Genomic DNA, 25,641 nt, shown 5'->3' with positions numbered 1-25,641 from the left:
TTTTTTTATGGAGAATTCAAGGCCGGTCAGCCTTTCACCGAGCCCAGAAGAACGCCTTTGGCAAAATGCTTTTGCAAAAACGGATACACAAGCAGGATCGGAATCGTGGACACGATAACAACCGCCATCCGGACCGATTGTCCGTAGAAGGTCATGTTCTCCCCCATTTGGGAGGAGTCGCCGATGCTTCCCGATGCCTGCACGACAATCTGCTGGAGCAGCACCTGCACCGGCCATTTCTCATTGTCGTTGATATAAAGAATGGCGCTGAAGTATTGATTCCATAGACCGACTGCGTAGAACATCCCGAACGCCGCCATAGCAGGCAGGGACAACGGCAGGATGATCCGGAAGAACACGGACAGCTCGTGACAGCCGTCAATTTGCGCCGCTTCCTTCATCTCCTCAGGCACATTCTGGAAAAACTCCTTCATCACGAGCAGATAAAATCCGCTCATCAGCCCTGGAATCATAAGCGCCCAATACGTGTCGATCATCCCGAGATTGCGGACGACGAAATAGGTCGGGATCATGCCGCCGCTGAACAGAATCGTGAACAGCACCATCATGAGCACCGCTTTTTTACCCGGTATGTTCTTGCCCGAAAGGCCGTAAGCCATCAGGGATGTGAACAGCAGGCTGAGCAGGGAGCCGAGCGCCGTAATGTAGACGCTGACCCCGAGGCTGCGCACGAATTTGTCCGTTGAGAATATGTACCGGTACGCATCCAGCGTCCATTCCCGCGGGAAAATATCCTCCGTTGTAGAGAAAGAATTGCTCAGTACATACAAGAACGGGAGGACGGTCAGCACTGATACGGCGCCAAGGAAAACGTAGATCAGAATATCACCCAGGCGATTCGCAAGCGTCCTGTCGTAAACCATGCCCGCACCTCCTTTTTTAATAGATTCCTTCTTCGCCGAATTTCTTGGCCAAGCGATTCGCGAGCCAGACCAGCACCAGGCCGATCACCGATTTGAACAATCCGACGGCCGCGCTGTAGCTGAACTGCCCCTGCTGAATACCGACGCGGTAGACATACGTATCGAATACCTCGCCCACTCCCCGGTTGATGGCATTCAACATCAGGTAGATCTGCTCGAACCCGAGGTCGAGAAAGTGGCCCAGCCGCAGGATCAATAGAATAACGATTACGCTTCGGATCGACGGCAGCGTGATATGCCAGATCATCCGCAGCCTGGAAGCTCCGTCGATCCGTGCCGCTTCATACAGCTGCACATTGACCCCCGCCAGTGCGGCAAGAAAAATAATCGTGCCCCATCCGGCGTCTTTCCATATAATTTGAAGCATAATGAGCGGACGGAACCAATCCGGACTGTACAAGAAATCGACGCGCCCTGAGCCGATGGCCTCATTCCATTTGTTGATCAAGCCCTCGGAGCCGAGCAGCAGGAAGGTAATCCCCGCGACGACCACCCAGGACAGGAAGTGGGGAACATAGACCAGCGTCTGCACATAACGCTTGAACATTTCATGGCGCACCTCATTCAAGAGAACCGCCAGCACGATCGTGATCGGAAAGTAGATCACCAGACTGTAGAAGGCGAGCATGAAGGTATTTCTGAACAGCGTCCAGAATTCCGGTGTATGAAACAGCCGGTCAAAATGCTTGAATCCCACCCAATCGCTGCTGAACATTCCCAGGGACGGCTGATAGTTCTGAAAGGCCATCAAGACGCCCCACATCGGCCAGATCTTAAAGATGAGAAAATAAATAATTCCCGGCAGCATAAACAGATAAAACCATCTGGCCTTCCACATTCTGATGGACATGGAAGACCGGCTGCCAATTGGCGTCCCGCCCTTTCTTATTGCAAGTCCCTTCTCCAAACGATCACCTCTTGTCGACTGTCATTTTCACCTCGTCATTGTATCGGCTTTGGCCTGCTTGCATCTACAGACATGTTTCCGATCAGATACACATTTCATAAAAGGAGGATAATCGGGCAAACATACAAATTTCCGGCAGGATACTGTTTTCGTAAAAGAGACAGAAACGGGTAGAAAAGCGCGCTGCACAAGCATTATGGGGCATAACAAAGAAGGCAGCCGGGAATCGGCTGCCTTCTTTGTTCGTGTTCATATTAATCTACTGTCCGCGTCAATTGTTTACTGCAGCTCTCTTGGCCCCTGCGTTTTTTTCAACCACCGGGTTCTTCCATCATGAAGGAGAAATCAGCTGGATGCTTTTACCCCAACGAGACCCGGTGAGTCTCGCCTTCTGCCACCTGAATCATAAGATAGCGGTACTCGTCTCCGCCGTCAGACCGTTCTGTTGACGCTTCTACCGGGCTGCCGTTATGCAGCATGGTCCCGGAATTTGTATGGAAAACTGCCTTCCAGAGGAAAGGCTCCCCTTCCTGCAGGGTGACAGTGGTTTCTTCGATGCCGTTATGCCGGACCGTAAGGGTGCGGTTCAGAATAGGAATGCTCCCCATCTCCGCCCATTCTAGCCCGCTGCTCAGCCTGGACATTGTGGTAATGGCCGACTGGCCGTCTGCCGAAATTCCCATGAGTCCGCTCGCCATGGAACCGACCACACAGTAGGATACTTCAGGATAATCCCTGCGCTCCAACGACGGATCAACCAGCTCCTTCAATTCTTGCAAGGCCTCTTCGTTAAGGCCATACCGGTAAAAAACGTCAGGGAGATACGTCTTTCCTTCCACATTTGCCACACGGTTTCTTTTCAAATCCTCAAGTGCTTTCTCCAATTTGCTCTTGTCCTTGATGACTCCAAAATATAGCGGCAAAAAATTGCCTTCAGCATTATACGCTTCCAGGAAAGTCCGATTCTGCAGCATGGCGCCGAAGAAACGTCCCTTGTCTGCATTCCACCATTCCTGGTTGTAGCGCTGCTCCAGTTCCCCGGCTTTTCCGGCATAGGCTGCGGATTCCTCAAGCCGGCCTTCAAGTTCGAGCAGACGGGCATAAGCGCGGTACCCGGCAGCCTGCAAGGCGATCATGTCGCCGCCGGCCAAAGGCTGCAGGCCAGCTTCATTGTAGGTTGCCAGGCCTCTGCGGCCGTACTCGGGATAGTACTCCAATATCCCGTCTCCGTCTTTGTCCCAGGTCTGTACAAAGTTCTCTACCGTTAAGCGATAAAAATCAAGCATGATGGCATCATTCCGGTAATCCTGATCGCCTGTCCACAAATACTGACGGTAGCTTGCCTCGATAATGTCGAAATTGGCAGGAAGATTATACCAGAAATCCTGGTCATTCTCATAATCTACTTCAGCAGGCACATTATCCTTGGTTATCTCCCAATAGGTGCACCAGTCCCGGGACTCCGCTATATTCTCGGCAAAGCGCATAAACATATTTTTCGTATGCAAATTTAAGCCAAGTACAGCGGCTCCAATGCTGTGATGCGCCACATCGCGCATGCAAAATGCCTGCCTGTTCGGCAGAGCCGCCTCATACCACAAGCCTACCGGATCTCCGCCGGAATGGACGTATGCCATGGCCTGCTGCCTGGCCCATTTAAATCCGTCATTCAGATGCGAATCTGATGACTGGAAGGTAACTGCACCAGCTTTGGATTGAATTTGATTCCAGTTTGTCAATTTCACCACTCCAATACGTTCTCTTTAGCTTTCTTTTGATCCTGAAAATGTCCCCCTAAATCCCCCTGAGGGGGACCCCAGAAGGCGCCGGCCCTCTGGACTCCCGGGTGAATAACGTTGGCGAGGCAGAGGAACGGGGTTTTGTGGCTTTTGGTGTTTGGATCGTTTTCGTCCCTTGCGGGACACACTTCCTTACGCCGCCCGCGTGTTGCCTGGTGGACTTCGTCCCTTATTAATGTTGGCGGGGCAGTGATGCGACTATTGCTGATTCCAGCGTGATGTTGGCGGGACAGAGATACGATTATTGCTGATTCCAGCGTAATGTTGGCGGGGCAGTGATGCGTTTATTACTGATTCCAGCGTAACGTTGGCGGGGCAGTGATGCGATTTTGGCGCGTCCAGCGTAAATCTTTTTCGTTCTTGAGAGCTTTAGTTAGTCGCTCAAAAAGAAAGACTTATAGCAAAAAGACCGGGCATCTGAATGTCCGGCCTTTTTGTTTTAATAGATTTTGCGGTTCTTTGAGTCTGGAATTCCTGACTTGCGGAGGAAGTACGTATTGATAATATCTCGCCACTCCTTGGCATGCTCTGCTTGGTCGGTCAACCGTGCCAGCACCTGCGTGTAACGGCCGCTGTCCACTTTGTTTTCGAGCGTTGCCCACGCATTCACGAGTCCCTCAGCCTGCTCCACACCCTCGAAATGCGTGTCGTAAATATGCTGTATCACGGTTTTACCGGATTTGAGCTTGTGCGTGTAGGGAACATGATGGAAGAACAGCAGCAGCTCATCGGGACAATCCTTAAGAGATTCGTATTGTTCCGCATGAGGTGGATGGTACTGGGCGGTATAACCCGTGCCCGTACTTAAGGTCCGGTCCACTCCGATTCCCAAGTTATCGGCAAAATGGTACGTCCCCCACTTGGAATATTCATAACCATCCACATCAGGACCGTAGTGATGGCCCGTATTCACCATCCAGCCTACGCCGAGCGGCGCTGTATAATTCTCATAAATGCCCCATGAGTCAAGCAGCATGCGGGATATGGTATCCAGGGCGGAAGGATCGCTGCCGAAGGTCTGGATGATCCATTCCCGTGTAATCTGATCGGACGTTAACGCCGGGTTCCAGGCAAGCCGGCCGAAGCCGTACAGATTGGCCTGCGCCAAAGTATGTCCCGTCCAGTTGGCGTCGTCGCCAATATTGGATACGGCTGCCATCCCACCGAGCGGTCTGTCGAACAGGCTGCCGCTTGCAAGATCCGCAATCGTTGACCCTTCGCCTTTGGCATAAGTGTCAAAGGCGAGAACTTCCTTCCACTGGGGAACCAGGTAGCACAGATGCTTTTGCTGTCCCGTATATTCCTGCGTGATTTGCAGCTCCAGCACCTGGTTGGTATGCGGCAGGGCGCCGAAGAGCGGCGACACCGGCTCGCGGACCTGAAAATCCATCGGGCCGTTCTTGATTTGCAAAATTACATTATCCAGGAACTTGCCGTCCAGCGGTTTGAAATGGTCGTAAGCCGCTTTGGCTCTGTCGGTGCTGCGGTCACGCCAGTCCTGAAGGCAGTTGTACACGAAGCAGCGCCAGATGACAAGACCGCCATGCGGCTCCAGCGCTTCCGCCAGCACATTTGCTCCTTCCACATGATCGCGCCCGTAGGTGAACGGACCAGGACGGAATTCGGAATCGGCTTTGACCAGGAATCCTCCGAAATCCGGAACGTACCGGTAAATCTCCGCCGCCTTCTCCGCCCACCAGCGCTTCACATCCGGATCGATCGGGTCTGCCGTCGTGAGGCCGCCAATCTGGATCGGGCTTGCGTAGTTGATGCTGAGAAACAGCTTGATGCCGTAGGAGCGAAATACTCCGGCGATCTGCGCCACTTTCGGCAGAAACACATCCGTAATAAGGGTCGTCTCAACGCGGTGGACATTGACATTGTTGATCGAAACCGCATTGAGGCCGACCGAGGCAAGCAGCCGGGCATAATCGCGGATACGGGCCATATCAGCTGCGATATCGCTGTTCCGGTAAAAGATTGATTTTCCCGCATACCCCCGTTCGATGCTGCCATCCATATTATCCCAATGATCGATCATCCGCAGCCCGTTTTTCGGGTTTTCCGAGATGGACAATCCCTCAAGACTCGCCCCGTCCTGCATCAGACGGAGCAGATGAAAGACGGCATAGAGCACGCCTTTATCCGTTTTCCCTGCCAGTACGATATATTGGCTGCCGGCATCCTCCTCCGAGCGGATCACATACCCTTCATCTGACAAGCCGGCTGCATGAGCCAGGCCGATAACGCTGCCAGCATCCCCTGGACGGCCGAATGTTTCCAGCCGGATATACCGCTTCCGCTGCGCCGATTCTGTCTGGACAGGCCTCACTCCGAGCAAGGAAGCAATGCCCTCGGACAGCTCCCCTGCTGCAGTCTGCAGGATGTCCGTCCGCGCTGCGGCTGCCACTATTTCAGAGCACCAGGATTCGTATTGGCTCCTAAGCGCTTCATCGGCAATTCCCGCATAACCGAGCCAACACGCATAACCGTTTTCAGCTGTTTCCTGCGTCAAAACCTCATCTCTCCTTTGCATATCTATTATTTGAAGTAGGACGGATATTTTTCCTTCAATTCCTCTTTTTCAAAATTCACCTGGCTTAAATGCAGCAGCATCGTTTGCTCCGCCAGATCCGGATTATTGCCGCGTATGGCTTCTATGATCTCCTCATGCTGTACGATGATATTAGCCCAGTCATAATTGACCGCTAACCGAAGCAGCCTGATCCGGTTGTAATGCGTATTGAGCTGCTGAAGCAGCGTCCATGTGCGCGTTTTCCCGCAGCCGATTATGATCAGCTTATGAAATTCTTCATCAAGCTCAAACAGCCGCTCATAGTTATTCTCGCTGGCGCAAAGCTTCTGCAGGCCGACTAGATTTTGCAGGCTCAGAAGCTGCTCGGCACTCAGCATTTCACAAGCCTGGCGGACGATCGCCATCTCCAGTTTCTCCCGGATGAAACGGGATTCTTCGACCTGCTTCATATCAATCAGGGAGATGAACGACCCTTTCTGGGGAATGGTCTCGATTAATTCCTCCTGGGACAGCTTGACGAAAGCTTCGCGAACCGGGGTACGGCTGACCTGAAGGGCTTCAACGACTTCCTTCTCCGAGATAAAACGCCCCGGCTCCAGCTTAAGCTCCATGATGTTTTTTTTCAGCGTATCGTGCACATAGTCCCGCATAGATCCCTTTTCATAACGCGAAGCTTCCATACTTGCTTTCATCCCATCTACTCCTCCGGAAAATCTGCTAATACTGCTATCCTTATCCTATACGAAGCGGCGGCCCCGCCTTTGTCCGACGCCGGATTCCTGCCAACGGACCGTGATCCCTCTTGCCTTGCCGTCACCACCCGCCGCATTCATCCCTGTTAATGCCTTCTTCAGACTCCTTCGGCCCAGGGCTGTCTGGTTGACGTTACCGTTTCGCCGCTCAGTACCGCCTGCTCCAGCAGCATGCCGAGATAATGATCCTGCGACGCTTCGGGAAGCCCGTAGAATTCTGCACCGCCTGCGGCGTAATCGGACATCTGCGCCAGACAGGCTGCGATCCCGATCTCGTCGTCATATAGTCTTGCAGGCGCGAAAGGATTCTCGTACGCCCACTGTTCTCCCGCCATAATTCCCTGCAGGAAATACCCCTCCTGATTTTCAACCTCGCCCTTGTTGATGCGTTTGAAATCCAGATGGAGCGGCGTGGAGAAGTCGGCCAGCGCCGTCAGACGGCTGTCGAAGATCTCACCGCGCTCGCCTCTTACAGACAGGTGGTTGGAACGGGTCCACGAGCGATGCTGGTCCTTTGTAAAATCATAGATGCCCAGCTTCTCGCCGAAATTCAGCCACGCCAAATCCCGCTGCATAGGGATCATCCGTTCTTCAGCAGGAGGACCGCTTCGGGTCGGTCCCGCAAGCCAGCTGGACTCGAACCTCATTCCCTTGATCGTCGCATCTTCGAAGCGGATGCCCAGCATTTTGCGGATCAGGCTGACGGCATGATACAGATGAGAGACCGATACCGTTGTTTCCGTCACTCTCCCCAGCCGCCCCGCTTCGATAACGGCCAAACGCGCCATCTGCAGCGGATGATATTGATACTGCTCAGCCACCTGAATCCGTGCGCCCTGGCGGGTAAGCCTGTCGTGCAGCATGATCAGGCCGTCCAGATCGGGAGCCGGAGGCGTTTCCGCGAGTGCCGGAACTCCCCGCTCCGCCAGCTGAAACAAATAATCGAAGCAGGCTGCCCAGCCCACAGATACGACGACAAAATCCAGCCGCTGCGCCTGCAGCATCTCCTCCAGCGTACGATACGAAGGAATATTCCACTGCTTCTCCATCGCCTTGCCCTTGTCCGCATCCCGCACCACCAGGCCGCCAACGCGGAACCGGTCGGGAAGCGCCTGCGCGATCCTCAGGTAATACTGCGCCCGGAAGCCGGCTCCGCCGATAATGCCGAAGGTGGCGGCTCCAGATTGCTTATACATAGCCATTAGCAAGCCATCCCCCTTTCGCTTTCAAAATAATTCCCGAGACATAATCGGGCTCTGAGGATCCCGGAGACACAGCGTTGGCAGCCCAGATGCCCCTGCCAATGCCTCCTATTACTGCCGCTTTGTCCACCGATAACATAGCCGCCAACCTTTCTCATTCCCAGAATGATAAGTACTATTTGACCTGATAATTGCCGCCAAGCGTAATCTCGTTATTCGCGAATCCCGCCACTGAATTTTTCTTTTCATAGAAATGAGGCGCGTTCGCCAGAATGCCTGCCCGGGTATAAAACAAGCTGTCCGGCTGCAGCGGCAGCTGGACCTGCCGCCCGGTCAGGGCTGCCTCGTAAATTGCGGTAATCAGCTCCAGCGTATTGCGCCCTTCATGCCCGTCGGCAAGAACAGTTAACGACTGATTCTCGATAGCCTTCAGCACATCGTCGATTTGGCCTGTATGCCCGGTATAGGGGATTTCGGGATATTCACGATAAATCTCCTCAATCCGCTGCTCCATCCCGGGGTCCCTTTCGGGGAAACCATTGCTTCGGGATACCGAAGCATATACGTCCCAGGGAGCGGATACCTTGGCCTTCTCCGTCTGAAACACCATCTGCTGCTCTTCGCCGTGATGAACGACCGAGCTTGTAATCTGGGCGAGCGCTCCGTTTCCGTAGGACAAGACGGCAATCGACAAGTCCTCCACTTCCGCATTATCGTGCGAAGTATTGCTCGTAACAGCCTGGAGCCGGTCCGGCATGCCCATCAGCCACTGCAGCATATCGATATGATGCACGGCATGATTCAGCGTGCAGCCGCCGCCTTCCTTCTCCCATGTCCCTCTCCACCATAAATCATAATAAACATGACCGCGCCACCAGAACGAATCCGCCTGCGCATGGACGACCTTGCCCAGGAGACCGGAATCCAGCACATGCTTCAATTTCATGATGGGATTATAGAACCGGTTCTGGCTCACAACGGAAAGAATCCGCTGAGAGCGCTCAGCCGCCTCCAGCATCCGGTCGCATTCCTCAAGCGAGGAGGCCATCGGCTTTTCCACCAATACATGCTTACCTCCATTCAAGCAGGCAATCGTAAGCTCAGCATGCATGTAGGGAGGCGTGCAGACCGATACCAAATCCACCTCATTGTGGGACGCAACTTCTTCCGTATTGGTAAAAATCTCGCAATCCAGATTGTATTTTTGCTTCAGCGCTTCAGCTTTTTCCGGAGAAATATCGCATAAAGCCACCACTTTGCAGCGGTCCTCAAGAGAGGTATACGCTTTCAAATGCGCTTCCGAAATACCTCCCGTACCGATAACAGCCACTCGAATCATAGCTTGCACCTCCAATTAGATAAAAAAATGAATAATAACATCAACTGATCGTACTAGTATACAAGGTGTATTGTAGCGAATATGGCAATAAATATCAATGATAGTTTGTGAAGGTTCCTGTTCGTATTCCGGCAAATGCGCTTATCTGCCTGTACAACGGAATCAAGGGCTGCCACAGGACAGCCCTTGATTCTTTAAAACTATCAATCTAACCATTCCATTGCCTTTTCAAGCGCAGCGTCTGTTGATCCTGCCCGTGTAGTGTCCTCCTTCATCTGCGGGTTGCCTCCAATCAGGCTGCCTTCGGCATAGCGGTAATCGTCTGCAAATTCGCGGTGCTATTTCATCGTGATGGTAATCTTGTCCTCTGCCTGCACCCATTCGACTTTTGCCCCCAGCGATTCGCTGATAAAACGCAGCGGCAGGTATGAGGCGCCGCTTAGTATAAACGGATCGTTCTCAAGCTTTACCGCTACGTTGTTCAATTTCGTATCGCCATTAAAATCAACGGAAATTTGAACGGCCGCGCGGCTGACAGTGGCAATTTTCTTATATACGTCCCATGTTACTTTAGCGCCCAGTTTCTCGAACAGGGAGCGGAGCGGAATGAATGCTTGCCCATTCCGGATAATGACGCCGCTCGTCATTGTCACAGATTCCCCATTGAGCTGAATGGAAACCGGCTTTTGCATTTGAACGGGGGTTGTATGCATAAACTCGTAATCCCCGCTTCCCAGCTCGCCATTCTTGTTTACGCCCCATCCCCAAAGTCCGCCATTGGATTTTTGCAGGATCACATGACGATCTCCCGCCTTGACTTGACTCACATCAGACGCCAATAATGTAAAATCGGGGTTAGCAGGCATGGCTTCACGATGGACCGAGGTCTCATATATGCTTCCATCACGTGTAAGCACAATTAAGGACTGTTCCACGAAAAAGACGGACTGGGCATCCTTGATGCTGGTGAGGTGCAGCGGTACAGGCGATTGATGGGAGGTCGTTCCATCTGACATGCCAGTGGTGGTCGCTCCCCAAAACCATACGCTGCCCTTATCGTCAATTACGGCAAAAGCGGCATAAGAATCAGTGGAGCCATTGGTTATGATCTGTTTAATATGCGTCAGTGAAGTCATTTGGACTGCAGACAAGGGGCCGGCCGGCAATTGATCTTCTGAGAACTTCGATGGCCAGGACCACACTGTTCCGTCTTTTTTGACGGCTATGTTCTGTGCGATTTGCACAATATCCGAAAGCGATTGGATGGCTTCAACCGACTTGAGCGAATCAGAGCTTCTCCATACCGTGCCGTCACGCTTCAGGAATACCCATGTCGGGATCCAGCGCTGATCCTGAATTTCATAGTAAAAGTTAACGTCCGCGACATCTTCAATATCTGGCAGCGCTGCGATCTCCTCCAATTGGAGCTTGCCTTGGACTTTAGGAATTAAATAGGTCTTGCCGTCTGCATCAATAGCCAGGGATTCGCTTCCATTGGAATATACATGAGTGAGATTTTGTAGTGCCTCAACAGGGGATACTTGTATCCCGGAAGTTGAAAAACTCCGCTCCCAATGCCAGATTGAACCGTCTTTCTTCATAATGAACTGATCAGAAAATACCCTTTGAACATCCGCGATCCCTGGAATCTGGGCAGGAACGGATAGCTGGTTGCCCCAGACCCATAACGTCCCGTCGGATTTGATTAGCGATGAAGCATCGAAATCCTCGACATTGGATGCTGCTGCTCCAGCCAGGGCATTGAAGGGCAAGAGAACCAGACACAGAATCATACTAAAACGAATCAGCCATTTTTTCATTTAACGGTTTCTCCTCTCGAGTGTAAGACTAAGCAAGTCATGGGAATATAATTCCTTATGATTAGACGCTGCCGAATGAAATTAGTTACAGATAAGGCGATTATAGTCACAAAAAAAAGAGGAGCCGCCATAGCAAGCCCCTCAATGATTTTCTTCATCTAGACCAGCTTCAGCATTTTGTCGACGACGGCGGAGTGAATATCTACCGAGGTTTCCCTCATGTATTCAACGCGCATCTTGTGCGCTTTCTTGTAGCTGTCGGCCTGCAGCGCCTTCCTCATCTCTTCCTCGGAATCGAAGCTGATCTGGACAATCGCGTCGATTGAAGGTTTGTCTAAGTATAGATTATTTATTTGCCCAGCCTTGTTGTTTGCGCATTAATACAATCTGACCAATATGATACGCGTTATGGGTACAAAGATTGGAGATGGCCGCCCACCAAGGGCATTCATCCGGGTAATTGGGGATGTGGGTATCCAGCTTCGACTCAGGCGAGTCCGCGATCACTTTACGAAATTCCAAGAATGCCGCATCCAGTTTCTCTACCGCGGATTTCCAGTTTTCTTCATTCATTTCATCCTTTATTTCGAAGGTGTTATCGTTATTATTACCAATTGTTATGAAGGTTTCCTTACCGGTAAAGTATCTCAGCCATTTTTCATTCCAATAGGTCAGATGGCCGGTAAGCTGCCAAATGGAATGACTGGAACGATCACTGCGCCAGCCCGCCTGCTCTGCTGTCAGCCCCTGTACGGAATCAAGAAACGTAGGAAACCAGCTCAGGTCATTATGACATGCGGCAAGCTGATCTAACAAAACATCTTTTTTGGAAAAATTCATGTAATCCCTCCTCCAGCCTTCATTCCCTTCTCCACAAATATAAGGCCTCTGCAACCTATTTTACCACAGCCTTCGAAGTCTCCTGCCCGTTTGTTCAATCAACTTTTTAAAGCTGCCCCTGCCCGGCAAATGCTGTTTTCCGCTGGTCTGCCCTCGACCAAAGTACGGGAGCGAACTCATTCTCAGGGTCATTCCTGCCCCCTCCCCCGCCCCGTATAATTCAGCTCAGGAGGTCGAAGCCACGGAAGAAGCTTGCTGCAGCTTCGGAACGCCGCAAATCATAGGCAGCGCACCTGCTCATGAAATCGGTTGCAAATTTTCTAAAATTTATAATCAGGAGTGATCTTGTGTCCCCCCATCATCCCATATCGACCACTGCAAAACCAGCATCCGGATCGGGTGCAGCCAGGTGGCTGAAGCGAATTTGTATCCTGGCTCTACTGTTCGGTGCAATGCTCATTGGACTGCTTCAAATTCGGGCCCCGCAGCCCGCCGGGCCCGATGCTCCTGAAGACACATTCTCTGCATCCCGCGCGATAGAGAAGCTAAACGTCATTGCGAAAGAACCGCATCCAGTGGGCTCTCCTGCGCATGACCAGGTCCGGAATTATTTGTTGGCGGAGCTCGAAGGCTTGGGCTTGAAGCCGGAGGTGCAGCGAGTGGAGGTCACACCGGGTTTGGAGTCCGGGCTGACAAGCGGGCCGGATCGGCCCAATCTCCAGACAGACGTGCAGACCATAACCATCGAGAACATTATGGCGCGTGTTCCAGGTACGGACAACAGCAAGGCTGTTATGCTCGCGGCGCATTATGATTCTGTTCCGGAAGGTCCGGGAGCTGCCGATGACGGCTCGGCAATTGCGGCAATGCTGGAGACGGTACGCGCGCTTCAAGCATCGGGGCCGCTTAAGAATGATCTTCTGCTGCTTTTGACAGATGGCGAAGAGCTCGGCATGCTGGGAGCAAAAGCGTTCATGAAAGAGCATCCCTCAGCCAAGGATATCGGAATGGTGCTCAATTTTGAAGCACGGGGGAATAAGGGGCCTTCCTTCATGTTCGAGACCAGCGAGCAGAACGGATGGATGATCCAGGAATTTATGAAGGCGGCTCCTCAACCGGTGGCTTACTCCCTGATCTATAACGTCTATAAATTAATGCCCAATGATACCGATCTGACGGAATTCCGCGAAGGCGGGCTGCCTGGCCTGAATTTCGCCTTCGGCATGGGCTTGAATGCGTACCATGAGGAGATTGATACGCCGGGGAACCTCGATCGTTCCAGCCTCCAGCATCAAGGAAACTACATGCTTAGCCTGACAAAGCATTTTGGCCAGTTGGATCTGAACGACGTGAAGCAGGAAAACCGGGTTTATTTTAATATCCTCGGCTGGAGCATGGTCAGCTATCCGGAATCTTGGGCGTTCGGTTTCATGCTGATCGGCGTTCTGTTATTCGCTCTTACCGTATGGCACGGCTTGTATCGGCGCCGCATGAGCCTGAATGGACTGACAGGCGGCTTCCTCGTGTCCCTGCTTAGTTTGGCGGTGGTGTTCGGGGCAGTCACCTTGGTATGGAATATTCTCCGAACAAACGTGCCGCATCCGTATTATGTATCAATCGTGAAAGACCCCAGTGTCAGTACGTACTATTTCATCGGCCTGCTGCTGTTCATGCTGCTGATAACGGTTCTGCTAATCCGCTGGTGCTCGCGCTATGTGAAGGCTGAGAACCTGTGGGTCGGAACGCTGCTGCTGTGGGTACTCCTCTGCGCAGCGACGACCCTGTATCTGCCGGGCGGGAGCTACCTGTTCACATGGCCGCTTCTGTTCAGCCTGATCGGGCTGAATGCATCTTACCTGGTGGGCGAAGGTGCCAGGAGCTGGGTATCCACGCTGTTCGCATTGCCGGGCATCCTGCTGTTCACACCGATATTGTATCTCGTATTCGTCTTAATGACGCTGGATCTCGCAGGCGCGCTGATCACGTTCGCAGCGCTATCATCCACGTTGATTTATCCTCTATTTTGCCGTATGCCCAGGGATCATGGTCACAGGTAAAAGCTTCTGTTTCCAAATGACCGTAACAGGCATTTCCATTAAAGAAACAGCGGCAGACTAAAGACTCGTAAAATAAAGTCTAAGGTCTGCCGCTGCTATTATTTGCGCTGCCATATCGGTCCGTTGATATCCAGGCACTACACGTTCAGCAAACCACGAGCCAGCATCGATTCAGCGAGCAGAACTGCGCCTTTTCCCGCACCCATCTTCGTATTGTGGGAGACCAGGACATATTTCACGCCACCCAGCACCGGCTCCTCTTCCAGTCTCCCCATACTTGTTGTCATCCCGCCTCCCAGCTCGCGATCCAAGCGGGGTTGAGGGCGAAAAGGGTCATCAAATAGATGAATCATCCGCTCGGGAGCCGAATGTAATTTGCAGCTGTCGAAGGGATTATATCGATTGATGGCTTCTCGAATTTCAGTTAAATTCGCCTGTTTCTTCAGACCGACAAACACGGATTCCGTGTGCCCATCGAGCACGTTCGCTCTCGTACATATACAATTGATGCTAATCTCCGCCGGAGTAATGCCCTCACTGGAATATCCGCCGAGTATTTTCAAAAGCTCTTTCCTGACCTTTCCCTCTTCGTTCGGGATGTACGGGATGATATTATCCAGAATATCCAGGGTACGAACTCCGGGACTTCTTCCGGCGCCGCTTACGGATTGCATGGAAACCATCAGAACATTTTGAATTCCAAAATGCTCGTGCAGCGGTCTTAAAGTCACCGCAAGTCCAGTCACCGTACAGTTGGGAACAGGCAGAACGAAGCCTTTCCAGCTGCGTTCCTGCTGCTGTTTGCGGATTAACTCCGCATGATCATCATTGACTCCGGTAATGAGAAGGGGAGTATCATCGAAGTAACGAAATGCGGATGCCGTCGAGAAGGTCGGGGTCGTTTGGGCAAACCAGGGCTCCAGCTCTTTGGCAAGATCGGATTCAATCGCCGTGAAAATAACATCGACAGAATCTGGACGGAAATCCCTGGAAGAGACTACCGGAACTCCCGACATATCTCCGGGAACCGGCGTATTCTGTGTCCATCTCGATGAACCGTCTGTTTCCAGCAATGCCTCGTCGTACGTTTTCAACGTTCTGGATGTTACCATAGTAACCACTTCAAAATTCGGATGATCGGACAATGCCTGCACGAATTGCTGTCCGGCCATTCCCGTTGCTCCAACGATTGCCGCTCTTAATCTGGACATTTGAGTCACTCCTTGTTTAGTATGAATAAACTTTCCGCATGCCGATTATGAAAACAAAAAAAATCTCACCCCCAAGACTGTAATAAGTCTCAGGGACGAGATTAGTATGCTCGTGGTACCACCCGGATTCGCAAATATGTCGCCATATCCGCCTCTTCGAGTACGGCATCTCTATACGAGGATGCTTATACTCTAGCTCTATAACAGGAGCTCCTGTTACACCATCCCCTCACAGGTTCCGATGTACAGCTCAGAGGCTTTCTTCAATAAAGGATTCCTCACTCCTTTTCAGCTGCCGGAGCTCTCTGTGGAAGAATGCTTCATTTACTTTTCTCATCATCGCATTTTAAGTATTGGAAAAAGAATAACAATTAATCGAAGTAGAGTAAAGATATTTTTCTATCGCGATGTCCTGCCTTTAGGGAATTTGAAGCAAACGTATGATTTCACCGTCTATTACTTCTTCACTGACCTTATTAAACCCCAAGGATTCATACAGGCTCCCGGCAATCTCGTTATTGGGTCTATGTCCAATCATTAATTTTTTACATTTCATCAAGCTCATGAGTTCGATTAGTTTTTCCATTGCCGCTTTCCCGTAGCCCTTGCCTTGATGCTTTTCATCGATCATGAAGGCAGGTATCCAGTAGTTTCCGTCGTTATCCGGCTTATTGCAGAATACAATAAACCCGACTAATTCTTCATCCCGATATACGGCTTGCAGCTCATATTCATCTATATATTTGGATTCGGCAATCCAGTAAACAACAGGTGCCGGAAAAACACCGAGCTGCTCTGTCTTGACTTTAAGCTTCGTACAATCATACCAGTTCCCTGCAGACACCGGCTTTAGAATAATTCCCATGGACATTTCCTCCCGAGGTTGACTTCACAGAGGAATCAGACAGGCTCCTCTGTCTCTAGAACAGTACTCCTCTTGTAACTCCCGCCACAGATTGGATATTGCTCATACCACATCACTCCTCTCAAAAATGAAAAATAATTCGCTAAAATAGGGATAACCCCTGACAGCATAATAATAAAATATCAACGATTAAAAAGGAGGGGCGCATGAATTTTTTATTAAAACCTCTGATCCTTCTTTTTACTTGCCTTTTTATTTATCCTGCCATTATTTTCTCTGTCCTGGTCCTGGGGTTGACATCATCATGGAAATCAGGAATAGTCATGCTGGGCCTGGCTCTTCTGCTGCTAATTATCGTGAAAATTTGTTCAATCAATCTGCCTATTCGCAGAACAAGGAATCGGGAGCTAAGGATTCCCCACGATCCTCCTATTCATGAAACCCATCCACCACCGCTCAGCGATATTTACCATGAGATCATGTTCCAGCACCACGAACAGGAGCTGTTTGGAAAAAGGATAGAACAACAAACCGATTCTGCGCTGGACCATAATCTCCCCGACAGATGTCCCTGCTGCCTTGACCATGAATGCCGCCGGTTGGCCGTGAAGCACTGAAGCCAATGTCCCCCGCTCACTCGTATACAATCTATACATTCTGCTCGCTTATTCCGGATTCAGGATCAAACGCGAGCATTTTTGTCGCTATTTTATCGATGAAAAACCGGTCATGGCTAACCGTAACTACAGCTCCGGGAAAATGAATCAAGGCCTGCTCCATGACCTGTATGCTGGTCAGATCGAGATGGTTGGTTGGCTCATCCAATATGATGACCGCTGCTCCCGAGAGAAGGCATTTCGCCAGAGCCACCCGGGCCATCTGGCCGCCGGAAAGGGTGCCAATGACTTTGCCCAGATCCAGCTCCGAGAACTGCAGCATGGATAGAAACTTGTTCACTTTTTTCCGGGGAGCATCCAGTCCAAGGCCGTAAATATTCACCGCATGACTGACGGTATCCTTAAGATCAAGCTCATCCCACATCCGGTTGAAATAAGCATAGCTGACGCCTTTCTCCCAGATCACTTCACCGGAGTCGGGCTGCTCCTGTCCCGTAAGCACCTTGATCAGTGTAGACTTCCCGCTTCCATTGGGACCCACGATAACCAGGCGGTCCTCCTTCTGGATATCGAAGCTTATGTTCTGGAATATCCGCCGGTCTCCATATGTCTGCCCTACCTGCTTCAGCTCGCACAGCTTGTCCGGGAACCGTAATTTCTCATAAATGTCGGTAATGAGCACATTAACCGGATGAGGCTCAATCCGCTTCTTCCGGTCAGCCAGCTGACGCGACAGCCTGTCTTTTGAGGTTTTTTTGTTCGCGCGGCTGTCGATCGCCTCAGACTCCATGATGAGCAGCTCTTCCTCCCACTCGAACTGGCGGATCAATTCTTTTTTGCGCAGCTTCTTTTTTCGGATGAAATCGGTATAATTCCCTTCGTATTCCTGAAAATGATAGTTCTCAATCTCAATCGTACGCGTAACCACTCTATCGATGAACTGCCGGTCATGAGATACCAGAATCATTGCGCCATTGTAGCGGTGCAGCCACTGCTCCAGCCACACCAGGCCATCCAGATCCAGGAAGTTCGTCGGCTCGTCGAGCAGTACGACATCGGGAAGCTCAATCAGGATTTTGGCGAGCGCGGCGCGGTTCCTCCATCCGCCTGACAGCTCATTGACGGGCTGATTGCGGGACCTGTCATCGAATCCCAGCTTGGTTAGAACCGTATTGATTTCCACGGACACATTCCAACCGTCCAAATGCTCCATCTGTTCAAAAAGCTTCGCCTGCCGCTCCAGCAGCCCTTCCATCTCGCCATCATCCGTAACATGGCCCAGCTTCTCTCCTACTTCCTGCAGCTCCCGTTCGATCAGCGCAACCTGCTCGAAGCACATTTCCAGCTCCTGCTGCACAGACAAGCTTCCCTGCATTTCCGAGAATTGAGAGAAATAGCCGATCCTGACCTGGGGATCTATTTCCACTTTTCCGGACGTAGGCTCCTCTTTGCCCAGGATCAGCTTGAACACAGTAGATTTACCGGCGCCATTGCGTCCAATAAGACCGATGCGCTCTCCTTTGCCCACACGAAAATAGATATCGCGAAAAATCAATGTATCTTCATATTTTTTGGTTACATTCTCCATACGAATTACGCTCATCGCCATCACCCTTCTTAATTCCGCTAATCTAACGTGATTATAACCCAGATCCCCCTAATGTTTTATATACTTGATCCCCCGCTTCGTTTTTTCTGCGGACAACCGCCATTTGGGCTATACTGGAATGGATAAATATAAACTCACAGACGAGGTGCTTGTCCCATGAAATCCAAACCAGCCAATCCGCTCCTCATTGCAGTGTTCGGCGTGATGCTCGTCATCTTCGGCATTGTCGACATGATCTACGTCAACAAGCCGATGGGCATTGTCCTGCTCGCCATCGGCCTAGTCCTGGTGGGAGTCGGAGTGAACAAATACAAAGCCCTGAAGCTCCAGCTTCAGCAGCAGCGGAAAAAAGGCTGATGCGAGAGGAAATATGGCGTTATTTTCCCTATCTCGCTCAGCAGCAATAACCCTCCTTTTCATTCAGGCAGGGCTGGCCAAATTATCTCGGGATAGCGCATACGAATTAATACGGCTTGGTAATCACTGAGGGCGCAGGCTTATCATAACCCGCTCCCTCTTTTGGCCACTTGTTCATTAAATACCTTCAACTTTCACGGGTCTCATAAATAGTTTGATCAGCTGCTCTTTTGGATCGCTGCCCTCAGAGAGTACCGAATCAACAGCCTGACAGATAGGAAGCTCTACATTATATTTTGCGGACAATTGCAATAATGCTTTTACAGTTGCAGCTCCTTCAGCTAATTTCCCGAATGGTTCCTTTGTTACAAATGCCTCGCCAAAACGCCGGTTATGACTATGCCTGGAGAACACCGTTGCTTCGTAGTCGCCAAGATGCCCCAAACCGTAAATCGTTAATTCGCTGCCTCCCATTGCCTTGACTAATCTCGCCATTTCTTTTGTTCCTCGAGCCATTAATGCTCCCTTCAAGCTCGTATAACCCAATCCATCCAGCATGCCTGCTGCGATGCCAATTACATTTTTAGCCGCAGCACCGATTTCATTACCTAACAGATCCTGCCCATAATAGAATCGTATCGTGTCGCTTCCGAAGCTGTCCACTATCCATTTCGTTATGTTCATGTCATCTGAATCAATAACCATACAGTTCGGAATGTCTTGAACAAATTCTTGAACATGCCCAGGTCCGACCCAAATGGCTACATTTACAGGTGATTGTATTTCTTCCATTAATACTTGCGAGAGTCTTTCTCCAGACTCCATTTCAAGTCCCTTCATGCATAAAACAAAGGTCTTATTCGTTATTCCCATTGTATTCAGCTGCTTTGCAAATCCTCTAAGTTCCTGGGCGCTGATGGCGATCAATATGATTTCTGCAAACTGAATGGCTTCTACCATTTTATTCGTTATATGTATTGTTTGAGGTAATATTAAATAATCATTAGTTCTGCTATCAACCAATCTCTGATAATGTTTGGATGCTTCTCTTCCCCATAACGTTACTTCATGTCCCAGTTTATTGGCATACCACGCCAAAAAAGATCCCCATCTTCCGCAGCCAAGCACGGCAACTTTCATTGATTAGCACTTCCTTTATTTTATCATTACACTGCCCGCAGCTGTTGGGGCTATTATATCCCCCTCTCACTGAAAAATAAAGAACAGCAGGGGAGCGGAGATGACAGGATGGACAGGGGGATGTATTCCATTATCATGTTGTGGGACTCTTCAGTATTATCATTCCGCTCAGACTGCCTGCAGTGCCGCCGCAAACAAGAATCCCTTGTTGCTGACTTTCAGTAACAAGAAAGGCTGCACGCGGCAGCCTTTTCCCCGATCCTTCAATAAAATAAATCTCTACCAGGCGACAGGCTTGCGCTCGCGAAAAAATCCGCCGCTTGCACCTTCTTCATCCAGAGTTGCCAGCCAGACGGCCGTATCTGCTCCTTCTGCAACCGTCAGGGGAGCAGGCAGGCCTTCTGCGGCTGCCTGGGAAGCAGCCTCTCTTCCCATATCCGTTTGTACCCTTCCAGGACAAACGGCGTTGACTTTGATACCCGTTCCGGCCACATCCTGTGCGGCTAAACATGTCAAGGCATTGACCATGGTTTTGGAGATGCGGTAGGCTGACGAAGACCCCTTAAGACCCAACAATCCCTCCAGAATCTCAAAAGCTCCCAGGCCAGACGACAGATTGACGATGCGTCCATACTGATGTTCTTTCATCAAAGGAACAACAGCTTGAATCATTCGCAATACGCCAAAATAATTAGTCTCGAATGTCTCCTTAATTACAGACTCTTTCACATCCAACACAGAAACGCCGTAATCCCGTATAATTCCAGCATTATTTACCAATACATCCAGACGCCCATATTGTTGTTTTACTCTCTCTGTCATCCTGCTGACGCTTTCCGGATCATTCACATCGACAACCTGCAGTTCAACTGCCAGTCCTTCCTGACGCATCTCTTCAACTGCATGCCGTCCCTTGTCTTCATCCCGGCAGCCGATCAATACTTGCAGCCCCTTCAAAGCCAGCTGCCTGGCGATTTCCCTTCCTATACCGCGGTTGCCTCCTGTAACCAGGGCAATTCGGGGGATTTCCTGATTCATTTTACTAATCATTTGTCCGTCTCCTTCACGTAATATCTTTCTTCGATAAATCATATTCCGTATCTGATACTCTAATCCATCACATCATGTGAAGGTCAAGCCTGACCGGACTCGAAGTGGAGGGGATCTCAACGGGGTACGGCTGCGATGTTCGAACGGATGCTGCAACAGGTATTCTAATCATCCATTACAGAATTTTGAAAAGTACTGGATAAGCTGCCCTTCATCATTTTCCAGCCACTTTTTCATGGAATTGTACAGCTCACTAAATTGTTAATAAGTTCCACCTTTTATTAGAAAATTATGTTATTCTTTATTAAGAATGAAACTTACCTTTATAACGAAAAGGAGGTTTGAGATGAAAACAGTTTTGCCCAGAATATATATTGTAAAGTTGGTCGTTTTAATGGTGTTTGCCATTCAGCTGCTCAACTTCAATGCAGGCTTTGCTGCAGCGGATCCCGTAATGTATGCCCCCTTGCAGGGAACCATTACCGACGAGAATGGCCTACCCATTCAAGGGGCGAGTCTAAAGGTCTTTGCCTCCTATGCCAATAGTCATTTTCCTGGACCGGAGACCGCCAGTGCGACTACTGATCAAAACGGACATTATGAAATTCCGGAATTTCACCGGAGTGACTTCACGAATCTTGTTGTGCTTACCGTTAAAGGCCACCCGGTAATGAAAGATATCGGAATTGGGGCAACCACATTTGATTTCCAGTATGACCCGACCATGATCGAGAAGATCGAGGGCACGATTACTTTGAACGGTATTGCCGTTCCCGATCACATGGTAAGCGTGGGATTCCGGGTCCGCTCAAGCTGGTGGATTGAATTGGGCTCGGACATGACCGATTCCAACGGTCACTATGAAATTGAATATAACGCAACACCGCATACAGCATTGGAAATAGCAGTTAATACAGACCCGAGCTTCAGCTCATTATCCGATGTAAGAATCGGCAATCACGCGTTTATTGAAATTCCAGCCCCTCCTCATACCATCTATGGTACCGTAACTGGATATTTCGCATCCGCGTATTACGGACTAAATGCCGCAACGGTAGAATTGAGCGATGGCTCTGTAGCATATACGAACAATATCGGTGCTTTCGTCTTTTTTAACAAACCTGACAGCAATTATACGATTACAGTATCAGCCGATGGGTACCGAAGCGTGTCAATCCAAGCTGCCGCTTCTTCAGCGCCGCTTGACATTGCATTGAATCTTGTTGATATGCCACCTGCGGTGACGGCTGTGGCCAGTCGGCCGCCTGATGTCGATGGGGGGCATCTCGGTGCGTGGTATACGGACGATGTAACGGTATCCTTTATAGCAGAAGATAATGATGAGACGCCGGTTGCTACGATTTCCCCGCCTCAGATTGTATCTGCAGAAGGCGGACATTACATCCATGGGTTTGCCACAGACACCGCCGGCAATACGGGGGAAGCTGATATTTTCATCTCGGTCGACAAGAGCCCGCCTGTTACAGCTGTAAGTGAGATTACCTACGAGCCCTATCAACCTTACGCTTACGTTCATTTTGCAGCGAGTGATACGGTTTCGGGTGTAGAGGAGTGGACGTATTATACCGTTGATGGCGGTCCTGTCAAAAAGACGTATCGAGGAGACGTCCACTACGCCGTCATTGACGGTGGTCCCGGAGCCCATATTCTTGAGTTCTGGAGTATTGACCGGGCGGGGCATGTCGAGGCCAGGAATCAAACGATTGTAAACATTGAAAATAAAACAGCGCCCATCACCAAATATCATCTTGATCCGATTTTTGCAGTAAATAGTTCCGGAAACCAGTACATCAGCGGGTTCACTCTTACTCTCAAAGCCTTTGGTGACCCCAGCGGATCAGGAGTGAAGGACACCTTCTATTGGATCAACGAGGGACCCCGGATCACATATACGGGTCCGATTACGATAATGGCCGGCCAGGTACATTATGTACGTTATTACAGTACAAGTCTCTCTGATATACCAGGCCAACAGAACTCAATGAATTTTGTGACTGGTCAATTTTCGGGCTCCGGAAGTTTTTAAATCAAAGGAGATGGGACAAAAGTGAATGATGCAGACGATGCCGCAGTCAAGAAAAAAGAGTGGAAGCCGCCTACCCTGGAGTCGCTGGAAATTAAGGACACTGCCTACTGGGAATATCAATGGGATATTGAGAACGGGTGGTGGAAAGAGGTTTGGATAAGTTAATCCGGCATTACAAAACCAGAACGCGGGAAGCAGGTCCCGCGTTCTTTTCATTTTACGATGGTAAATTATTCACACTTACAGCAATTGGTGTGACTTAAGAATGCTTTTTTGCTTTACTTTGAACCATCGGATAGAAAAACTAACACATCATTGGTGTTCGCCAAGTGCTCTTGTCGACCATTTTCCGATGATCATTGTAACTCCCCAGCTCCAATCCTGCCTCAGCTAACGAAAATTAAGGACAAACTCACGGGGAGTGACCCCGAGGATACGTTTGAAATGGCGGTGAAAATGGCTCTGATCGCTGAACCCCAGCGATGCGGCAACCTCATGGATGGGACGCCCGCCGAGCAGCAGATGCTGGGCTTTGCGGATTCGCTCTTGAATGACATACCGGTGAGGCGGCAGCCCTGTAGCCTCTTTGAACAGCCTCATAAAATGGGATGGGCTTACATGCGCCGCTGCCGCAATATCATCCAGGGAAATATCCTGTTCCAAATAATCATGAATATACTGCAGAGCTCCGTCCAATTGCTTTCGGGCCAGCTGTCTGGGGGAAGCCGCTTGACGTGAGGAAGCCGTACCAAACCGATGCAGCAAGTGCATGGACAAGAGCCGAATAAGGGAATCGGTATACAGCTTGCCTCCCGGCCCGCCATTCTTCATATCATCGTACAGCCACTGGGATACCTGCACAACCCGATCGTCCTGCAGCCGGATTTGTCTTCCAAAATCAATGGCGGTGCCGCCTCCAAGAGGAAGCTCCAGCTCGGCGGCGACTTTCGCGGTTAATACCGGAGACAAGTCCAGCCTCAGAAAGGAAAGTTCTTCATCCCACCTGCAGTACGACATATCGCCTGCCGAGAACAAATTAATGTGGCCAGGCATTGCAATGCCTTCTCCATGATATCCGTCAGCCCGTTCAAACACTCGCACCGGCTGCGGCGTTTTATGAATAACAATCAAATGGTTGTCCAGAACCGGCTCGAACGCTTCCTGCGGGGAGACGCCCTCCCAGGCCGAAATTTTCAATTCGGACCACCCCGAAGCATCATTCGTAACAACAGGTGAATCTGACAAGGAACCATCCCCCTTTTCATAGTACAACCCTCGAAAACATGTCTGGTCCTCTATCATTTTACCGTATCCTTCCCGTGATAACCAACGGGTTACAGTCTTGGCATGAGAATTTTGTACAATAATGCGGTTGTTTTGTTCAAGATGAACCTGCCTTCCGCCAGGTATAATTTGATTCAAGAGATGTTCAAACCATACAAAACGGGAGACTGAGAAAATATGAAATACGTACAATTGGGCAATTCCGGATTAATCGTATCCAGGCTGGCATTCGGGGCAATGACTTTTGGCACGGGAAATATTCCAAGCGTGTACAAGGTAGGACAAGATCATGCGCAGGGGTTAATAGATCAGGCACTCGCCGCCGGCATCAATTTCTTCGATACGGCGGACGGTTATGCGGACGGGCAAAGCGAGGAAATGCTGGGAAGGCTGCTGGGAGCACGCCGCAAGGAGACGGTCATCGCCACGAAAGCCGGATTTCGATCAGGCCCGGGCCTTGTTCAGGCAGGTCTGTCCCGCAAGCATTTGTTCGCTGCGTGCGAGGCGAGCCTGGCCCGTTTAAACACCGATTATATTGATTTGTATATCGTTCATAAGACAGATCCATTCACTCCCTTGGAAGAAACATTGGAGGCGCTTAACGATCTTGTCCGGCAGGGCAAGATCCGGTACATCGGCTATTCCAACTGGCCGGCCTGGCTGGCTGCACAGGCGGTTCAGATGCAGCGTGAACGCAGATGGGCCACCTTTATTAACGGGCAAATGTACTATTCCTTAATCGGCAGAGATATCGAGCACGATACGGTTCCTTTCATGAAGAGCGCCGGGGTCGGATTAACGGTATGGAGTCCTCTGGCCAGCGGTTTCCTCAGTGGCAAATATACCCGCGACAATCTGAAGGATCCGAATAACAGACTGAGCGGCTTTGATTTTATCCCGCTTGACAAAGAATGGGGGTTCAGCATTCTTGATACGGTCTGCGACATCGCTCGTGCTCATGACGCAACACCGGCACAAGTGTCGCTCGCTTGGCTGCTGGCACAATCTCATGTGAGCAGCGTGCTGATAGGCTCAAGCAAAGCCGCGCAGCTGGAGGAAAATTTGAATGCGGCCGATTTGAATTTGACATCAGAAGAAATCGCTCGGCTGGAGCAATTGACCCGCCCTGCACCGCTCTACCCGAATTGGTATACAACCATGACCCTGGATTCCCCCGTTGCGGAGGCATTGAAATAATAACCAGCAGATAGAGACGGCCCTCAGGCGTTCAGCCTTATATTAGTCAATCCGTTTGCACAACGAAG

The 25,641-nt window shown here is 50.4% G+C and carries 22 protein-coding genes and 1 other annotated feature; of the genes, 6 read left to right on the top strand and 16 right to left on the bottom strand.

Features of this window, described 5'->3' with window-relative positions; genetic code table 11:
* Positions 1–26: 26 nt before the first annotated feature.
* From AC0YNV_RS33175 to AC0YNV_RS33130, 10 genes are all read right to left on the bottom strand, one after another.
* A complete protein-coding gene (locus AC0YNV_RS33175; protein ID WP_210044093.1) occupies positions 27–884 on the bottom strand; it encodes a carbohydrate ABC transporter permease in 858 nt (285 codons plus the stop codon).
* Positions 885–900: 16 nt separating this feature from the next.
* Positions 901–1,794: an ABC transporter permease gene (locus AC0YNV_RS33170; protein WP_379113409.1), complete on the bottom strand. Its 894-nt coding sequence runs from the start codon at positions 1,792–1,794 to the stop codon at positions 901–903.
* 416 nt (positions 1,795–2,210) lie between these two features.
* Positions 2,211–3,599 carry an MGH1-like glycoside hydrolase domain-containing protein gene (locus tag AC0YNV_RS33165; RefSeq protein ID WP_475771864.1) on the bottom strand — a complete coding sequence of 463 codons (1,389 nt, stop codon included), beginning with the start codon at positions 3,597–3,599 and terminating at the stop codon, positions 2,211–2,213.
* Between the two features lie 490 nt (positions 3,600–4,089).
* Positions 4,090–6,186 (bottom strand): alpha-glucuronidase family glycosyl hydrolase, encoded by a 2,097-nt coding sequence (locus AC0YNV_RS33160; RefSeq protein ID WP_475771863.1) that lies wholly within the window; start codon positions 6,184–6,186, stop codon positions 4,090–4,092.
* Between the two features lie 5 nt (positions 6,187–6,191).
* Complete coding sequence (locus AC0YNV_RS33155) at positions 6,192–6,878, bottom strand: GntR family transcriptional regulator (protein ID WP_475771862.1); 687 nt, start codon at positions 6,876–6,878, stop codon at positions 6,192–6,194.
* A 158-nt stretch (positions 6,879–7,036) separates the two neighbouring features.
* Positions 7,037–8,140: a Gfo/Idh/MocA family protein gene (locus tag AC0YNV_RS33150; RefSeq protein WP_475771861.1), complete on the bottom strand. Its 1,104-nt coding sequence runs from the start codon at positions 8,138–8,140 to the stop codon at positions 7,037–7,039.
* 175 nt (positions 8,141–8,315) lie between these two features.
* The gene (locus AC0YNV_RS33145; protein ID WP_475771860.1) at positions 8,316–9,479 is read right to left on the bottom strand and encodes a Gfo/Idh/MocA family protein; all 1,164 of its coding nucleotides are present in this window, start codon (positions 9,477–9,479) and stop codon (positions 8,316–8,318) included.
* A 338-nt stretch (positions 9,480–9,817) separates the two neighbouring features.
* Positions 9,818–11,299, bottom strand: a complete 1,482-nt coding sequence (locus AC0YNV_RS33140; protein WP_475771859.1) for a stalk domain-containing protein — start codon at positions 11,297–11,299, stop codon at positions 9,818–9,820.
* Positions 11,300–11,457: 158 nt separating this feature from the next.
* On the bottom strand, positions 11,458–11,580 hold the full coding sequence (locus AC0YNV_RS33135; protein ID WP_475771858.1) for a hypothetical protein: 123 nt from the start codon (positions 11,578–11,580) through the stop codon (positions 11,458–11,460).
* A gap of 64 nt (positions 11,581–11,644) precedes the next feature.
* Complete coding sequence (locus tag AC0YNV_RS33130; protein ID WP_475771857.1) at positions 11,645–12,139, bottom strand: DinB family protein; 495 nt, start codon at positions 12,137–12,139, stop codon at positions 11,645–11,647.
* Between the two features lie 347 nt (positions 12,140–12,486).
* On the opposite strand from AC0YNV_RS33130, the gene AC0YNV_RS33125 reads away from it, so the two are divergent.
* Complete coding sequence (locus AC0YNV_RS33125) at positions 12,487–14,196, top strand: M20/M25/M40 family metallo-hydrolase (RefSeq protein ID WP_475771856.1); 1,710 nt, start codon at positions 12,487–12,489, stop codon at positions 14,194–14,196.
* A 137-nt stretch (positions 14,197–14,333) separates the two neighbouring features.
* Here AC0YNV_RS33125 and asd read toward each other — a convergent pair whose 3' ends face one another.
* Positions 14,334–15,407: an aspartate-semialdehyde dehydrogenase gene (asd, locus tag AC0YNV_RS33120; protein WP_475771855.1), complete on the bottom strand. Its 1,074-nt coding sequence runs from the start codon at positions 15,405–15,407 to the stop codon at positions 14,334–14,336.
* 88 nt (positions 15,408–15,495) lie between these two features.
* Positions 15,496–15,756 (bottom strand) — a binding site (T-box leader).
* Positions 15,757–15,825: 69 nt separating this feature from the next.
* Positions 15,826–16,272, bottom strand: a complete 447-nt coding sequence (locus tag AC0YNV_RS33115; protein ID WP_475771854.1) for a GNAT family N-acetyltransferase — start codon at positions 16,270–16,272, stop codon at positions 15,826–15,828.
* 206 nt (positions 16,273–16,478) lie between these two features.
* Between AC0YNV_RS33115 and AC0YNV_RS33110 the strand changes: the two genes are divergently transcribed.
* Positions 16,479–16,889: a hypothetical protein gene (locus AC0YNV_RS33110; RefSeq protein WP_475771853.1), complete on the top strand. Its 411-nt coding sequence runs from the start codon at positions 16,479–16,481 to the stop codon at positions 16,887–16,889.
* A gap of 31 nt (positions 16,890–16,920) precedes the next feature.
* Here the strand turns inward: AC0YNV_RS33110 and AC0YNV_RS33105 are convergent, their stop codons facing one another.
* Complete coding sequence (locus AC0YNV_RS33105) at positions 16,921–18,492, bottom strand: ABC-F family ATP-binding cassette domain-containing protein (protein ID WP_475771852.1); 1,572 nt, start codon at positions 18,490–18,492, stop codon at positions 16,921–16,923.
* 162 nt (positions 18,493–18,654) lie between these two features.
* On the opposite strand from AC0YNV_RS33105, the gene AC0YNV_RS33100 reads away from it, so the two are divergent.
* On the top strand, positions 18,655–18,855 hold the full coding sequence (locus AC0YNV_RS33100) for a hypothetical protein (RefSeq protein WP_475771851.1): 201 nt from the start codon (positions 18,655–18,657) through the stop codon (positions 18,853–18,855).
* A 177-nt stretch (positions 18,856–19,032) separates the two neighbouring features.
* On the opposite strand, the gene AC0YNV_RS33095 is transcribed toward AC0YNV_RS33100, so the two are convergent.
* Both AC0YNV_RS33095 and AC0YNV_RS33090 read right to left on the bottom strand, forming a co-directional pair.
* Entirely contained in the window at positions 19,033–19,995 is a 963-nt protein-coding gene (locus AC0YNV_RS33095) for an NAD(P)H-dependent glycerol-3-phosphate dehydrogenase (protein WP_475771850.1), read from the bottom strand.
* Between the two features lie 279 nt (positions 19,996–20,274).
* Positions 20,275–21,045 carry an SDR family oxidoreductase gene (locus AC0YNV_RS33090; protein ID WP_475771849.1) on the bottom strand — a complete coding sequence of 257 codons (771 nt, stop codon included), beginning with the start codon at positions 21,043–21,045 and terminating at the stop codon, positions 20,275–20,277.
* A 346-nt stretch (positions 21,046–21,391) separates the two neighbouring features.
* Here AC0YNV_RS33090 and AC0YNV_RS33085 point away from each other — a divergent pair, with 346 nt between their 5' ends.
* Both AC0YNV_RS33085 and AC0YNV_RS33080 read left to right on the top strand, forming a co-directional pair.
* Positions 21,392–23,092, top strand: a complete 1,701-nt coding sequence (locus AC0YNV_RS33085; protein WP_475771848.1) for a carboxypeptidase-like regulatory domain-containing protein — start codon at positions 21,392–21,394, stop codon at positions 23,090–23,092.
* Positions 23,093–23,113: 21 nt separating this feature from the next.
* Positions 23,114–23,257 carry a hypothetical protein gene (locus tag AC0YNV_RS33080; RefSeq protein WP_475771847.1) on the top strand — a complete coding sequence of 48 codons (144 nt, stop codon included), beginning with the start codon at positions 23,114–23,116 and terminating at the stop codon, positions 23,255–23,257.
* 225 nt (positions 23,258–23,482) lie between these two features.
* Here AC0YNV_RS33080 and AC0YNV_RS33075 read toward each other — a convergent pair whose 3' ends face one another.
* Complete coding sequence (locus tag AC0YNV_RS33075; protein ID WP_475771846.1) at positions 23,483–24,337, bottom strand: AraC family transcriptional regulator; 855 nt, start codon at positions 24,335–24,337, stop codon at positions 23,483–23,485.
* Positions 24,338–24,553: 216 nt separating this feature from the next.
* On the opposite strand from AC0YNV_RS33075, the gene AC0YNV_RS33070 reads away from it, so the two are divergent.
* Complete coding sequence (locus AC0YNV_RS33070) at positions 24,554–25,573, top strand: aldo/keto reductase (protein ID WP_475771845.1); 1,020 nt, start codon at positions 24,554–24,556, stop codon at positions 25,571–25,573.
* The last annotated feature ends 68 nt before the right edge of the window (positions 25,574–25,641 follow it).

The organism is Paenibacillus sp. JT31N11 (assembly GCF_056269285.1).
Note: the sequence above shows the minus strand (reverse complement) of the source record. Positions and strands in the feature narration are given on the sequence as shown.